Source organism: Hahella sp. NBU794, assembly GCF_050749805.1.
GTDB lineage: Bacteria > Pseudomonadota > Gammaproteobacteria > Pseudomonadales > Oleiphilaceae > Hahella.
In genome coordinates this window covers 4,415,695-4,430,481 of sequence record NZ_CP192738.1, presented here as the reverse complement: position 1 = coordinate 4,430,481, position 14,787 = coordinate 4,415,695, and the positions used below count along the sequence as shown (strand labels likewise).

Here is a 14,787-nt window from a genome sequence, read left to right as displayed (position 1 = left end):
TGCGCAAGAGGGGAGGTGAGAAAAAATTCTTTTCATAACGAACACCGAAACCGGTTAGGCGTAGCCTGGAGACTATGCTTTCATGTCGTAATAACTATAAAAATAGAGGGTTTAAGACATTTTTTGAATTTGGCGTACTGATACGAATATAGCGAATTCTGTATCCGCACAGCCCCATGTAGCGGGATGTTGAGAGATTAGAAAATTTAAATGTATATACAAATTTTCAGTTCGTTAACTACTTGATCTATAGGCAGGATGGTTGGAAACAGGGGGGAAGATAAGGAAACCGCAAGAGTCCGCGCGCGCGAAAGGCGAGCCTGCGGCTGTCAATCGCTACAAGACAAACTGATTTGATGATCGCTATGGAGAGGGGACGACGCTTATGAAAAGTGGCTGTCGGACTGCAGGCGATAGCGGCTGCCAGGATAAGTCAGGTGGGCGCTGCTGACTAATTGCTGACGGCTCCAGGTGCGACGATAGATGCGCAGGCAGGGTTCATTGATATTGATCTCCAGCAGCTCGCACTGGTCCGGGTCCGCCAGCACCGCTTCAATAATATGCTCCACATCGGAAACCGGATAAACGGAGGTAAGGTATTGATTGGGAGTGACGACGGAAAAATCCTGGTCCAGATACTCCGGCGCCAGCAAAGGATTGATGTAGCGATCTTCCAATTGCACCGGCACGCCGTCTTCCTGATGGACGATTAAGGTGTGAAACACCGCTACGCCGGTTTTGATGCCCAGCTGCACAGCCACATTGGAAGAGGCGCGCAATTGCTCCTGCTTGACGATGCGGGCGCTGTAGTCATGTCCCCGGGCTTTGATTTCTTCCGCGATATTGCGGATATCCTGAAAAGAAGAGGTGGGCTTGGCGTCGTTGACGAAAGTGCCTTGCCCCTGATATCTCACCAGACGCCCTTCATTCACCAGATCCCGTATCGCCTTGTGCACCGTCATGCGGCTGACTTGAAACTGCTGCGCCAACTGCATTTCCGTGGGAATGCGGCCGCCGACCGTATAGCGCTGGCTCTCGATGCCGCTGACGATAAAGTCCTTAACCTGCTGAAACCGGGGTTTGGATGACACGGATAAATTGTCCTTGCGATTGCCTGACGAAAGCCGTCAATGATTCGGGCGCATATTGTATAGGCATTTTAGCGGCGAATCAGGAAGTTGTAATGGATGAGGCGAAACATTGGCGGCTCTGGTGTGCCTGCCAATACCGGAATAAAGGATAACTTGTTTTGTTTGATGGGAGAAGATTAGTTCTAAGTGTATAAAAAACAAGAAAATATGTACTTGAGATGAGGCCTATGTATAATGGGGCGGCCTTTCAATTGGACTGATAACGTATGCCGTTTAATACTTACCTATTCTTTATTTTCTTTGCTGCTGTATGGATTATATACAGCTCATGTAATAACTGGCGTCTGCAAAAGTTAATATTGCTTGCAGCCAGCTACTTATTCTACTCGGCATGGAATCCGAGCTTTGTCTTCTTGTTACTTTTTTCAACGGTTTGTGACTGGTATGTTGCGAAAGGTATCTTTCGCGCAGAATCGAAAAAGAAGAAGCAAGTATACGTTTGGGCGACGCTTTTAATTAATCTCGGCTTACTAGGCTTTTTCAAATATTGGAATTTTCTCTCTGAGAACCTTTCTTTTCTCAGTGGCGGACTTATCCAGGCGTCATCATTCGATATATTACTGCCGATGGGCATATCGTTTTATACATTCCAAACAATTTCATACTCTATTGATGTTTATCGGGGAAAAATTAAGCCAGCTACGTCATTTAGCGACTACGCGCTGTATGTCTCGTTTTTTCCCCAGTTAGTAGCTGGTCCGATTGTCAGAGCTAATGATTTTTTACCACAATGCGAAGAGCCGAAGAAGGCTTCTGCTGATCAATTGGGCTGGGGGTTATGTTTAGTCATTTTTGGCGTGTTCCAAAAAGTAGTATTGGCTGATAGCCTTTTTGCTCCGATTGTCGACACCATCTACCAAAGGCCTGAAATATACGGGCAACTCGAAACATGGGTTGCTGTCTTTGCATTTTCGGGCCAGATATTCTGTGACTTTTCTGGCTACTCGACCACCGCGATAGGGGTAGCGTTGTGTTTTGGTTTCATATTGCCGGATAACTTCAAATCTCCATACGGTGCGGTCGGCGTTCAGGACTTCTGGAGGCGATGGCATATTAGTCTCTCCACATGGCTCAGAGATTATGTATACGTGTCTATGGGAGGGAATCGAGTCGGCGCCGCGCGAACATATGTGAATCTTATGTTTACAATGCTTATCGGAGGCCTGTGGCATGGAGCCTCCTGGATGTTCGTAATATGGGGCGGGCTCCACGGGCTTTATCTCACAATCGCACGTTTTATTCAGCGTTCTTCATCCTCTGACGGTTCGGAAAGAACAACAGGGCAAAAACTTTTATTGGCCTTTTTCACCTTTATCCTTGTCTCGGTCACATGGATATTTTTCCGTAGTCAAAGTATGGAGGAATGCATTCAGGTCATACGGAACTTGTTTGGCAATGCTGACGCAACCGGGAAGGTTGACGGGCTTAAGATGATGTATGCATTCGTTGGCGCTCTAGTTCTGTTTTTTACACACTTCGCGTTGCGTGAGCGTAGCATCGAGGCCTTGTTCACGAAGCTGAATCCGTTCATGCGGGCTGCCTTTTTAAGTGTATGTTTAGTTAGTCTGTTTCTATTTGCGAGTGGTGATACCCGTGCGTTTATCTACTTCCAGTTCTAATGATCGCCTGCCAACAGGGCGTTGGGGTATAACTTGGTTATGCGCGTTATTCGTGGCTGCTGCTGCGATATCTGTATTTGAAATTGGCTTGCGATACTCTGGATTTCAACCCACCCAAGATGACTCTGTGGAATTCTGGATTGAGCAGAGAGACCGTCTCCATGACAGCTCTGAGCGGCCGATAGCGCTATTGGGCAGCTCACGAATTCAGTTGGGCGTTGACACGGCCTACTTGAGAGAAAAACTGGCCAGGCCCGTCGTTCAGCTGGCCATCGACGGCACTTCTTTTATGCCGTTGCTGGAGGATCTTAGTGAAGATGAGAGTTTCACTGGTGATGTGATTGTCTCCGTAGTAGAGAGTCATGTAGCTCCATCAGAGGAGAATCAGAGGTCGACAGAATGGGTGAAAGCTTATCATCGATACAAAAATAAAGGACTGGAACCTTATAAATACTTTGATCAAATGGTCGAACTTCAACTCAAGTCCAGATTGTCCAGCAGGTTTATGGGAGTTAGCCCTGTCGATATGATGGGTAAATGGAGTCCTTCGAAAGATGCAGTATCAAAGGTATATTTAACTACCAATCCGGATAGAAGTAGAGATGCTGATTATGCTTTATTGAATCAGTCTGAAGTATATATTGGGCGTGTTCTAAGGCGATATAATCTGCCTTTTCCAGCCGGTGTTGATAATTTTGAAGCATTTAGTAAGTATTGCCTTGATAGTCTGGAAAAAAAGAATAAAGCGGATATTGGGAAGTTTGAAAGTGGAGTTAAGAGATTAGCTTCTTATATTGAGAGGATTGAGGGGCGAGGAGGTAAAGTTTATCTGGTTCGCTTCCCAACAGATAAGCTGATTTGGGTGTTTGAAGATCATGTATGGCCGAAGTCGGAATTCTGGGATGCGAATATTGAAACTCGTTTCAGTGCTGTGCATTTTAGAGATTACCCTGAGATGGCGCGTTTTTCTCTCCCTGACGGCTCACATTTAGATATGAGAGACAAGAAACCATTTACTCAAGCGCTCTTGGAAGCTCTAACTGGTAAAGGATTTCAGATCGAGTAGACCAATTTGTGAAGCCCGTCTATTCTTTAACCTGAGCCGGGCGTTGGATCGAGTGGTTGCCTCCTGTCAGACGCCGTCTGTGTCCGCTGTATCCATCGTAGTGCCTGTGTTGTGCTCGCCAGAGGGAACTCTGATTAGCCAGAGGAGTCCCTGCAGGATACCGCGGCCGGCTTTTTGCGAGTTGCTTCATCCGTTCACCCTGCAGGCGTGGCTAGAACGCCGACAATAAACAGAGGAGTGAAGCAATGATAATCAAACACCTCCCGACGCATCCCTTTCCGGTTGTTCCAGCAAATCTGAAGGTATTTCTGTTTTATCTGGTCGCGATTATGTTTGCGGTAAGCGGTATCGCATTGGGTTGACGTCCCGGACGCCCGCTGGATGGCGGGCGTCACAGCAGTTTGCGGTTGAGCGCGACGTCCTTGTATCCCTTCTGCACGTCGAACAACCGGCTCAGAGGAACGAGGTAGGGACTGTCCGTGGCTTTCTCGCCGTTAATGGTTTCCAGGTTGATGTTTTTGAGCGGCTGATGGGGTCGATACAGCAGGTTGCATAAAGGCGCCAGACAGGCCTCTATATCTGGATGGTCTGGGGCAATCGTGATATCCAGCTGTTTGCCATTGCGGCGAGACGTCATGATCAGCTCCGGCCCCTTAAACGCCATATGGATGGAGTCCAAACGTTTCGGCAGTTGTTGTTGCAGGCCCGGCAGGCCCAGCCCGCAAAGCGACATGGGATCGGTGGCGTTGAACCAGTAGATCTGCGTCTGCGGCAGACTGGTCTGCAGCATTTGCAGCGCGATGGGGGTAATGAACTGTGGGCCGGGGATATCTTTGAAAAAGTAGCCGCCAATAATCTCTCTGGAAAGCTCCATCAGGCGCAGGGAGCGAAACACTGCGCTCCAGCGCATTTCCGGCAGCTCTCTTTGTAGCAGTTCGCGAAACACTACGCCGTAGCGACTTAGCAGCAGGCGTGCGCGGTCTTTGCCGCGTTCCTGTTCCGTTATCGGGTCTTCCTGCCGCAGAGGCCAGCGCACTTGCCGCCAGGTTCCGGGGCTGTTCGCCGCCTGTTTTGACTGGGCGAAGGAGTGGCGCATGGCGCGTCGGCGCGAAGGAGGCCTGCCGGAACTCTGAGCGGGCAAGTCGGGAATAGTGAATTTGTTTTCTACCCCTCTGCGCAACGCGGCGAAGGTGTCATTGTTGATGCGTTGCTTCCATACCCAGTCCCATAAGCATTCCGTCAGCGCTCTGTTGTCCCATCCGCTTTTCCCGGAGAGGGCCTGGAAGTCGTAACGGCTGTCGGCGTCTGGAAACAGGGTTTGCAGTTCGTCGGCGCTTGCTTCGTTTAGAGCTGAGGGGGCGTCAAGCAGATCCAGATCCGCATTGAAGCAGAATAGGGTTTTGCCTTCCTCTACGCCAAGCCACTCCAGGTCGGATTCCTGAAACAGATGATCCAGCAAGGCCGGGTTATAGTCCGGCAGTCGCGCGGGGAGTATTTCACTCTCCCAGAGCGGAGCAGGGGCGGGCGTTCCCTGCAGGCGTTGCATAATATCGAAGAGTCGCTCATGGGGATCGTCGTCACGCTCGCACGCCTGAGTCTGCCAGCAATGCAAGAACAGGGGAAGCTGCTCCAGGGGGAGAGGGGCGAATTCCGGCGCGGCCTCTTTGCGCGCCATATGCAGGAGGATTTCGAAGTTCTCCCGGTCGCAATAACGCAGCTCGGTATCCCCTTCGATCAGCGGGCCGGCCACGATTGCGCGCGCTTCCACCAGATCGTCGAGAGCCCGTTGCAAACGTTGTGGATCGACGCCAAGCCAGTGGCTTATCTCCGAGGAGGATACCGGGCCGTAAAAGCGCAGCCACTCGCCCAACAGCGTATCGAAGAGCGCATCGGATTCCGCATCCCCGTCGGTTTCCGGATAGAACGCCTGTGCGAAGGAGTCCTGGTTTTCCCGCGCTACCATAATCTGGGCGTCGCGATGCGTCAGACGAATACGTTTGGCCTCCGTCGCCGTCAGCATGTCTTGCAGCGCCTCCTTGCCGGACTCTGACTCAATACGGGCGAGTAATGCGCGCCATTCAGAATCCGGAATAGCGCCGCGTTCCTTGATCCAGTCCAACAGGTCTCGCGCGCTGTCCGGCGCATATCCTGGCGTCAGACGCTGGCGTTTTTGTACAAAACGCTGACACAGCTCTGCGTTTACAGTGGGACGCAGTTCATCGTTGTACAGAAGCTCTCGCAACAGGTCCTCGCTGAGATTGGAGGACTTGTCCGAGGTGGGCGTGTCGTCCTTGTACATGTACAGGTTGACCTGCTCCCAGGCGATATTCTGCGCCATGGGGCTGGGCGTCCGGGTGTTGGCGACGGACCATTGCACCTGTCCGGTTTGCAGCTCCTCCAGCAGTTGTTTTAACGCGAGAAGATCGAATTCGTCCTGCAGACAGGTGCGCCAGGTTTCCAGCAGAATGGGAAAGTCCTCGTACTTGAGCACGGAGTTCAGCAATTTCTGCGACTGTAAGCGACTCATCCACAAAGGCCGGCGCTCGTTGAACTTACCTCTGTTGAGCAGCAACGCGCGGCCTGCGCATTCCCGGAAACGTGCGCCGAAAAAGCCGGAGCCTTCCAGACGGGCGCGTAACAGAGCCTCTATCCGCTCCGGGGAGACCAGAGAGAGAATGGTTTCGACAGGAATCTCCTCTGGCATTTGCAGGACGATGCACTCGTTACTGACGTACACCACCGGCTGCTCGCCGAAGGATTCCAGCCAGGCGGCTTCCAAAGCCATGCCCCAGGGGCGGTTCACTTCCGCGCCCCAGCCGGTATGCAGCACCATCTGACGGCCCTGGCTGTGTCCCAGTATTGAGTCGACGATCTCCACCAATAGATGGTGACGATGCGGCAGGGGGCGTCCTGTGTGGGCGCGTTGGCGACGCAGGAAATCCAGCAGAGGGTCCGCCGCTTCCGCAGTCATGCAATATTGCGACTGCAAGGTGGCGACCAGATCATCGGCGTCCAGGTTGGCGTCCAGATATTTCAGGAACAGGCCAATTTGTTCGGAGAAGTGGAAATTACGACTGATGGACTCGGCTTTCCAAAACGGCGGCGTAGTGGCGCCCGCTTTGGCGGGAAGCACGAATACGTCGTTGTGGGTGATTTTCTGGATTTGCCAGAATTGTGCGCCGAGAGTGAAGCTTTGTCCGATTTTCGCCTCCCAGACAAACTCTTCGTCCAGCTCGCCGATGCGGGCGCTGCTGTCCTGATGACGCAGATGAAAATAACCTCGATCCGGTATCACGCCCCCGGACTGATACAGAGAGAGCAACGCGCCCGGTCGCGCAGTGACCGTATTGTCCAGACGGTCCACGGAGACCCGCGCCTGCAGTTCGCGGATGCGACTCTCCGCGTAACGCCCCGCCAGCATGTCAATCACCAGATCAAATTGACGGCGGGGTAAAGGGTGGTAAACGCTGGACATGCGCAAATGGGCGTACAGCTCATCCAGGTCCCAGGTGGCGACGCCGGTCATGGAGATAATTATCTGCGCCAGTACATCCAGAGGGCATTGCAATGGGCGCACCGGCTCCAGATCTCTTTCCATAATGGCTTTGGCCAGGACGGCGGACTCCAGAAAGTCCTGCGGATGCGTGGGAAACAGAGAACCGACGCTGACGTCGCCGACATTATGTCCGGCCCGACCCACGCGCTGGATCGCCGCCGCCACTGAACCGGCGGTCTGCACCAGTACGACTTCGTCCAGCGCGCCGATATCAATGCCCATCTCCAGAGAGCTGGTGGCGACGATAGCGGCCAGTTCGCCTCCCTTGAGGCGTTGCTCCACCTCGGTGCGAATCTCCCGCGACAGCGAGCCGTGGTGCGCGTAGGCCACCATGGCGTCCGCCGCCTGGTTGATCTTGTAAGTGAGCTTTTCACACAGGGCGCGATTATTGGTGAAGATCAGCGTGGCGCGGTTGGCCTGAATTCGCGTCAGCAGGGTTTCCGCCAGGGCGTCCCAGAGGTGTTTATCCGCCCCGCGATGGGCGATGGCGGCCGGATAATTGACGCTGAGCCGGTAATGCTTGGCGGCGTTGGACTCCACCAGCGTGATCGGGCGCTTGCGGTATAGCGGGTGGCGCGCGTAGTCCGGCTGCGCGACATCCAGTTCGTAGCCGGCGATAAAGTCTGCGGCGACGGAGATGGGGTTGATAGTGGCGGACAGGGCGATGCGCTGAAACTCACCGGACAGATCCACCAGACGCTCCACGGCGGAGATCAGGTAAGCGCCCCGTTTGACGCCAAGCAGGGAGTGCGCTTCATCAATGATGACCGTATCCAGGTCCTGCAGCAGGCTGAGGCCGCTTTGCGAACTCAGCAGTAGGTTGAGGCTTTCCGGCGTGGTGATGAGAATCTCCGGCGGTTGCCGTAGCATCTGGCGGCGCTCGCCTGAGGGGGTGTCGCCGCTGCGGGTCTGCGCGCGGATAGCCGGGAAGGGCTCGCCTTTGCGCTCAAAGCAGGCTGTCAGCTCCGCCAGCGGGCGGCTGAGGTTATTGCGGATATCGTTATTCAGCGCTTTAAGTGGCGAAATATAGAGGATTCGCGTACGCCCCGGTTGCAGCTCGCCAGTGGCGAAGCGGTTGAGGGCCCAGAGAAAGGCGGTGAGGGTTTTGCCGCTGCCGGTGGGGGCCGTGATCAGGCAATGCTCGCCGGAAGCAATGCGCGGCCAGGCTTTGGTTTGAATATCCGTAGGCGCGCCTAAATTGGCGGCGAACCATTCCGCGATAGTTGGATGAAATAAAGCCAGCGCCTGGGACATAAGAAACCGTTGTCGCCTTGTGGTCGTAAATAATGCTTGCCGATAAAAGTAATCTGAATCATATATGAATTCGGCGAAAGTTTGACGGTTCCGCACTTCGCGTAAAGAATTGAAGGTATAACGCCTGTGTCTGGTTTCTGTGGGACGAGGAAACCGTTTTGGTGTGGAGGCTATAAAGCATGCGATGGTATTCCTGTCCTGTCCTCTCTTGTCCTGCCGTGGCGCTGGTTGCGTTGTTGTTGGGCGCATCCTTGTGTCGGGCTGATGAAGCGATTGAAAAACTGACGTTTATGACCGAGGACTATCCCCCCTTTAATTACGTTCAGGACGACAAGCTCAAAGGGTTTTCCGTTGATTTGCTGGAGCTGATCCTGAAAAAGCTCGGTTCAAAAAAGACGCGCGAGGATATCCAGGTGCATCCCTGGGCGCGCAGCTACCGGCTGACCCTGAAAACCCCCAATACGGTTTTATTTGTCATGACCCGGCGCGGTCCGCGGGAGGATCTTTTCAAATGGGTGGGACCAGTGGCGGCGTCGCCGATTGTGTTGCTGGCCAAAAAAGAGCGTAATTTGAAAGTCCGCTCATCGGAAGAGGTGAAGCAATTTCACATCGCCTCCGTACGTGAAGACATCGCTGAAATCGTACTGGATGAATACGGCGTGCCTCCCGAAAAGCGTGAGCCGGTGCCTTACCCGGAACTGGCGGCGAAAATGCTGGAGGCGGATCGGGTGGACATGTGGGCCTATGGCGATATCGCCGCCTACTGGATCATCAAACAGAACGGTTTCAATCCTTCTGAGTATGCGCCGGTGTATGACTTTGGCTCCGCCGGCGATAACTACTACGCCTTTAATATCGATACGCCGGACTGGATTATCGAGCGCTTCCAGAATGCGCTGGACGAACTGAAAACGGAGATGGAACCCAACGGCCAATCCGTTTATCAGAATATTATTGATCGCTACATCAAGTAGGAACGGACGTCCCGCATGAACAAAGATCTCAGTGTCGGCGCGCTTATGGGGCTCGCTTCCGGTTTGTTGATCGCCGGCATCGGCGTGTTGCTGGAGCTGGCGGACTGGAGCGACGCCCTGTGGGTGAACTACTGGATGCCCGGCGGCGTGTTCGGCGCCGCCATCTGTCTCGGCGCCTGGCGGCGGGGCTGGAACGCCGAGCGCAAGGTGCTGCGCCTGCTGATCGTTATCGCCGCCGCGATTCTGGGGTGGCGTTTATGCTTTCTGTTCTTCATCTCATCCTGGGAGGTCGTGTCACTGGCGCTGATGGGCGCGGTGGGCGCTTGCGTCACCGCCGCCGGCGTTATCCTCGCCTGGCGCATACGCGCCTGGTTGGTCTTTTTGGCGTCATTCACTCTGGCTGGCGCGGCGGGCGGCGTGGTGGACTTCGTGCTGATCAACAGCCTGCCGGAGGTCGCCAAAGGCGCCGTCTGGCATGGCTTTTGGGAAAGCGCGGCGATTTTCCCCGTTTGGCAGGCGATAACGCTGGCCTGCGCCCTTGCTGTAGGCGGCCCCCAACCCGCCAGATAGGGCGTTCCCAACGCCCAAAACAGGTAAACGTCGTTAAATTAAATTTGCGTAACCCTTGATCCCCGACTAGCCTTTCAGCTATCCAGTTAGCGGTCCCTGCATTACCGGCGAGCCAAGGTCGGCGACAATACTTTTTTCTTTTAAAAACAGGAGCGAAGCCGGTAGGAGAGACTGGATTGAATTGCGTTTCCAATTAATGGAGGAAAAGACAATGCAATCCAGAACAAAAATAAAAACAGCGGTATTTCTAGGTCTTCTTGGCAGTTCAGTTGGCGTATCCGCAGAAATGGGCGACTACTCATTCTGGGATACCTTGGGCAACCTGATCTGGCCCCGGGGTGCGAACAACCCGGTCACGCAGGAGCAGCAAAACGCAGCGCAGTATCCCTTGACGCCCAACCCCTCCGAAGTCGCCGACGGTTTCAATCCCGGCGCTTATCTGCAATGGCAGACCATTCAATTACACCCTGACACCGGCGCAATTTGCGGTAACGGCTCGCCTTATAAATTCTTCGTCAATCGCGTGGCGCACACCAGCAACACGGTAATTTATATGGAAGGCGGCGGCGCCTGCTGGGACTATGAAAGCTGCACCGGCCAGACCGGCATTCGCGGCGCTCGCAATCCCAACGGCATTCCCGACGACTACATGAGCCTGCAGAATCCGTCCGCCAGTCTGGTGAGCCCTTTCGTGTTCCGTCTGCATCCCTGGACCCGCACCAAAACCCAGAACTGGAACATGGTTTACATTCCCTACTGCACCGGGGACATCTATACCGGGGATAAGGTCGCCATCTACGACGACCCCACCGGCGAACATGACCCGCTGGTATGGCGTCATAACGGCGTACGTAACACGCGCGCAGTGGTGGCCTGGCTGAAGAACAACCTGGAGCGTCCCGGACAAATGCTGATGACCGGATGCAGCGCCGGCGGCGCGGGCTCATTCGCCAACTATCACCCGGTGCGTCGCGATATGGACCCCGGCAAAGCCTACCTGATCAATGACTCCGGTCCCATCTTCCCGGCGCCGGTGACTGGTTCGGAAGAAGAGTATCCGTCCCTCAAACTGCAGAACACCATCCGCAATGTGTGGGGGCTGGACGGCGATGGCGACGGACCTTTGTATTACCTCCGCAACGAACTGCCGTCACTGGACCTGAACGATCTGGGCACGCTGTACACCGCACTGGGCGAGCACTATCCGAACGATCGCATGGGGCATACGCACTTCTGGGATGACCTCAATTACTCTTCTTATTCCTATGAGCGTTTCTATGACGACATCAATAACGAGCCGGATGAAGAGAAGCGTAAGCAGAGAATTCATCAGCGCTGGTACAAAGACACCAGTCACCTGATGACCTCACTGGACGGCTATGATAACTGGGGCTACTACATTCCACGCTTCCGCGATGTGAATGAAAGCCACTGCACCAGCATCATCGAGTTCAACAATGCGGACATTCAGGAAGACGGTCTGGAGCTGGGCGACTTCGTGAATAATGTGATGGAAGGCTCCGGCCCGGTCATGTCTGCTTCGGAAGAAGACTCCGTCAGCGATTATCAGAAAGGTTTCAACCTGTTGTACTGGTTGCTGGATCAGTTGCTGTAAACCGCTCTGACCGGTGAGCTGATACGTTGCAATAAAGCCCCCATTCGGGGGCTTTTCTTTGTTTGAAGAGACGGGGTCGAAACGGGGAGGGCGGAGCCTTTCCTGCGATCAGGATCAGTTCGTCGCCCCACTGCTGTCCAGCGCGTAGGCTTGCTTGAGTTCTTCGTTCAGACGCTGGGCGAGATAATCGTCGCGACTAAGGCCATTGGGATAATGGGTCATCGCCAGCACTTCCTTCACTATTTCCGCTTCGCGTTTCTTGTACTCGGCGAAGCGCGGGTCCGGGTTGTCCTTGAATTCCTGCATGCGCGCTTCTCCCGCCTGCTTGTACTGCTGAATCAGCTCTATGCCTTTGGCCTTGGCTTCCGGGTCGTTGGGAGTGATTTTCAATAACGCCAGTTTCATGATCAATCCTTCCGCCGCAGAGAGTTTGTGTTCTTTTTCCAGGCGGTCGATGTTTTGTTCCGCGCGGGAGAATTTTTCCCGACGGGTGGCGCTGTCCATCTGCTCCGCATGTTGCAGCAGCTCGCGATAATCGCGTCCGTAATCGAAGTAGGACTGGTATTCCGCATAACGCTCCAGCGCCTGGTCCTCTAAAAGACTGTCCTGGTCCTTGGAAAGGCTGGAAGGGCGCGCCTGAGCGGAAAAGTTTTGCATGCCGATGGGGAGAAACGCGTTGGCGTCGTTAACGGCGACGGTGGCTTCGGGGGATGTGCTCGTGTTGGTGTCGGATGGAGACGGGGAGGAGGAGCCTCCCAGCAGCCAGGTGGAGAGCCCCAGTGTGGCTGTTATGAGGGCAATGCCGAAATAGGCTTTGGGTGTCATGATCAGTCTCCTTTTTCTTATTTGAATATCCAATGGTGAGAGATCTTCTCATTTACAAATATAGCCCCCTAATCGGGGTTTAATAAAATTTTTTCTTTTTGTGCATCCAAATTGATCACTGGCGTCGTCTTGATAAGTGAAGACATTCGAAAACCCAAAAAACTGATTGAGGAGATGCCTGATATGAAATTCAAAAGCTTTACCGTTCTGGCCGCTGCAATGATGCTGACTGCTTGCGCCGCTAACTCTCAAAATCATGGCGGCGAGCCGGTTTCCAGCAGAGATACCTCTCTCGGCTCCATCATGACCAACAAGCAGGGCATGACGCTGTACACGTTCACCAAAGATGCGGCCGGCGTCTCCAACTGTAATGGCGGTTGCGCGGAAAACTGGCCTCCATTCATGGCGGGTCCATCAGCCCACGATACCGGTAAATTCACCATCATTACCCGCGCTGACGGCTCCAAGCAGTGGGCGTACGAGAGCAAGCCTCTGTACCTGTGGGTGGGCGACCGCGCGCCTGGCGACGTAACGGGTCATGGCGTCAAAAACGTCTGGTTCACAGTGAAAATGGACTCTGCGAAAAGCCATAAGCAAAGCAATTACAGCAGCAGCTACTACTGATCGGCTGAGCTGGCGCGTGCTGGCAGGCGTCTCGTTGGAGGAACGTCGAAACGAAAATCCGTCGCAAACGCCAAGTCCGACTGGTATGCGGCGGCTACCTGGATATAATGCCTGGGAACCTTCGGGGGAATCGATCAGGTGAACTCAATTCAGGAGCCGTCGTTGAAGACTGCAACCGACACAGATTGGTCCGTGGAGCTGGCGCCGCTGTTGCGCCGCATCGTGGACCAGGACCGAGCCGCGCTGAAGCGTCTGTATGATTTAACCGGCGCCAGGTTAATGGGCGTCGCCATGCGCATACTGCAGGATGAAGGCGAAGCCGCCGATTTGCTGCAGGAAGTGTACATGAAGCTGTGGCGGCAAGCGTCCCAGTATTCAGGAGCCGGGTCCGCCTGGGGCTGGCTCTGCGTGCTGACCCGCAACGCCGCGCTGGACAAGCTGAAAAGCAGACAGCGCAAGCGTGAAGATCTCATGGATGATGTTGAGCCGTTGATGGCGGATCTGGCTGGCGAGGGCTGCGGGCTGGCGGACCAGGAAGGCATGCGACAGTGCCTCGAAAAACTGAATGAAGAGCCTCGTAAAGCGATTTTATTGTCTTATATCCACGGATACAGCCACGGCGAACTGGAAACTCGGCTAGAGCGCCCGTTAGGGACGATCAAAGCCTGGATCAGACGCGGACTGCAGGAGTTAAAACAATGTCTCGAAGCATGAGATATAAAAACGCCACAGTTTGCGACCATCTGGCGAGTCAATATGTGGCGGGGGCGATGAGCGCCCGAGTTCGTCGACGCATGGAAACCCTGATGCGCGACTATCGTGAAATGGATACGGCGGTGGCCTACTGGTCAGACTTGATGACGCCGATGCAGGAGAGTCTGCCGGCGCAACAACCGCCTGCGGATCTGTGGGCGAAGATAGACGCCGCGACGGCGCCGGCCGTGAAACCTCAAGCAGCCAGGACGCAGGCGCAGGTAGCCAAAACCAGTTGGCTGGCCAGTTTCTGGGAAAATCTCGCCATGTGGCGTTTCTCCGCGATGGCGGGAACGGCGGCGTCAGTGGTGTTCGCGGTGGCGTTGCTTTGGAACGTCATGGGCGGCGCGCCGGGACGAGGGGCTGATTACATGGCTCCAATGAGTCGCAACGGTCAGGTGGCGCTGGTGATCTCCGCCTATAAAGGCGAGGAGCCGGGAACCTCTCAGTTGGTGACCCAATGGTCCAAGCGTTTCCAGGACAAACCTTCAGGCCCGCTGCATTTGTGGGCGGAGAAGATGGATGACCACAGTCTGGTGTATCTGGGGCAGATTGACTCAGGTAAAGAAAACTGGACCCTGACCTCCGCGGAATGGAAAGTCATCGCCAACAGCAGCCGTCTGTTGATCAATGACAACCCTTCCACGCTGGATGTCGCCGCAGTTACCTTTGAAGGTCCTTGCGTCCAGCTGAACGCCTGGAAGAGCTAAAAGGCTGGCGTCCCGAGTAAAGCTGGACAAGCTGGGATAGATGGATAGAAAATGCGCGGAATCTGATTAA

The 14,787-nt window shown here is 54.4% G+C and carries 11 protein-coding genes; 8 read left to right on the top strand and 3 right to left on the bottom strand.

Annotation, left to right across the window (positions count from 1 at the left end; all coding sequences use genetic code 11):
• Nucleotides 1-383: 383 nt before the first annotated feature.
• Nucleotides 384-1,091: a histidine utilization repressor gene (hutC, locus tag ACQYWX_RS19250; protein ID WP_216739458.1), complete on the bottom strand. Its 708-nt coding sequence runs from the start codon at nt 1,089-1,091 to the stop codon at nt 384-386.
• A 266-nt stretch (nt 1,092-1,357) separates the two neighbouring features.
• Between hutC and ACQYWX_RS19245 the strand changes: the two genes are divergently transcribed.
• Both ACQYWX_RS19245 and ACQYWX_RS19240 read left to right on the top strand, forming a co-directional pair.
• Nucleotides 1,358-2,770: an MBOAT family O-acyltransferase gene (locus tag ACQYWX_RS19245; RefSeq protein WP_216739459.1), complete on the top strand. Its 1,413-nt coding sequence runs from the start codon at nt 1,358-1,360 to the stop codon at nt 2,768-2,770.
• The gene (locus ACQYWX_RS19240; protein ID WP_431685994.1) at nt 2,745-3,836 is read left to right on the top strand and encodes a hypothetical protein; all 1,092 of its coding nucleotides are present in this window, start codon (nt 2,745-2,747) and stop codon (nt 3,834-3,836) included. The genes ACQYWX_RS19245 and ACQYWX_RS19240 overlap by 26 nt, the downstream gene beginning before the upstream one ends.
• A gap of 391 nt (nt 3,837-4,227) precedes the next feature.
• On the opposite strand, the gene ACQYWX_RS19235 is transcribed toward ACQYWX_RS19240, so the two are convergent.
• Complete coding sequence (locus ACQYWX_RS19235) at nt 4,228-8,646, bottom strand: DEAD/DEAH box helicase (protein ID WP_431685993.1); 4,419 nt, start codon at nt 8,644-8,646, stop codon at nt 4,228-4,230.
• Nucleotides 8,647-8,825: 179 nt separating this feature from the next.
• Between ACQYWX_RS19235 and ACQYWX_RS19230 the strand changes: the two genes are divergently transcribed.
• The 3 genes from ACQYWX_RS19230 to ACQYWX_RS19220 all read left to right on the top strand — a co-directional run bounded on the left by ACQYWX_RS19230 (nt 8,826) and on the right by ACQYWX_RS19220 (nt 11,805).
• On the top strand, nt 8,826-9,620 hold the full coding sequence (locus tag ACQYWX_RS19230) for a substrate-binding periplasmic protein (protein ID WP_216740322.1): 795 nt from the start codon (nt 8,826-8,828) through the stop codon (nt 9,618-9,620).
• Nucleotides 9,621-9,635: 15 nt separating this feature from the next.
• The gene (locus ACQYWX_RS19225) at nt 9,636-10,190 is read left to right on the top strand and encodes a hypothetical protein (protein ID WP_431685992.1); all 555 of its coding nucleotides are present in this window, start codon (nt 9,636-9,638) and stop codon (nt 10,188-10,190) included.
• A gap of 211 nt (nt 10,191-10,401) precedes the next feature.
• Nucleotides 10,402-11,805 carry a pectinacetylesterase family protein gene (locus ACQYWX_RS19220; RefSeq protein WP_216740320.1) on the top strand — a complete coding sequence of 468 codons (1,404 nt, stop codon included), beginning with the start codon at nt 10,402-10,404 and terminating at the stop codon, nt 11,803-11,805.
• A gap of 114 nt (nt 11,806-11,919) precedes the next feature.
• On the opposite strand, the gene ACQYWX_RS19215 is transcribed toward ACQYWX_RS19220, so the two are convergent.
• On the bottom strand, nt 11,920-12,630 hold the full coding sequence (locus ACQYWX_RS19215; RefSeq protein WP_431685991.1) for a hypothetical protein: 711 nt from the start codon (nt 12,628-12,630) through the stop codon (nt 11,920-11,922).
• Nucleotides 12,631-12,813: 183 nt separating this feature from the next.
• Here ACQYWX_RS19215 and ACQYWX_RS19210 point away from each other — a divergent pair, with 183 nt between their 5' ends.
• From ACQYWX_RS19210 to ACQYWX_RS19200, 3 genes are all read left to right on the top strand, one after another.
• Nucleotides 12,814-13,254: a COG4315 family predicted lipoprotein gene (locus ACQYWX_RS19210; protein ID WP_253938751.1), complete on the top strand. Its 441-nt coding sequence runs from the start codon at nt 12,814-12,816 to the stop codon at nt 13,252-13,254.
• A 138-nt stretch (nt 13,255-13,392) separates the two neighbouring features.
• Nucleotides 13,393-13,968, top strand: a complete 576-nt coding sequence (locus tag ACQYWX_RS19205; RefSeq protein WP_216740317.1) for an RNA polymerase sigma factor — start codon at nt 13,393-13,395, stop codon at nt 13,966-13,968.
• Nucleotides 13,953-14,717, top strand: a complete 765-nt coding sequence (locus ACQYWX_RS19200) for a hypothetical protein (protein ID WP_431685990.1) — start codon at nt 13,953-13,955, stop codon at nt 14,715-14,717. Before ACQYWX_RS19205 ends, ACQYWX_RS19200 begins: the two co-directional genes overlap by 16 nt.
• The last annotated feature ends 70 nt before the right edge of the window (nt 14,718-14,787 follow it).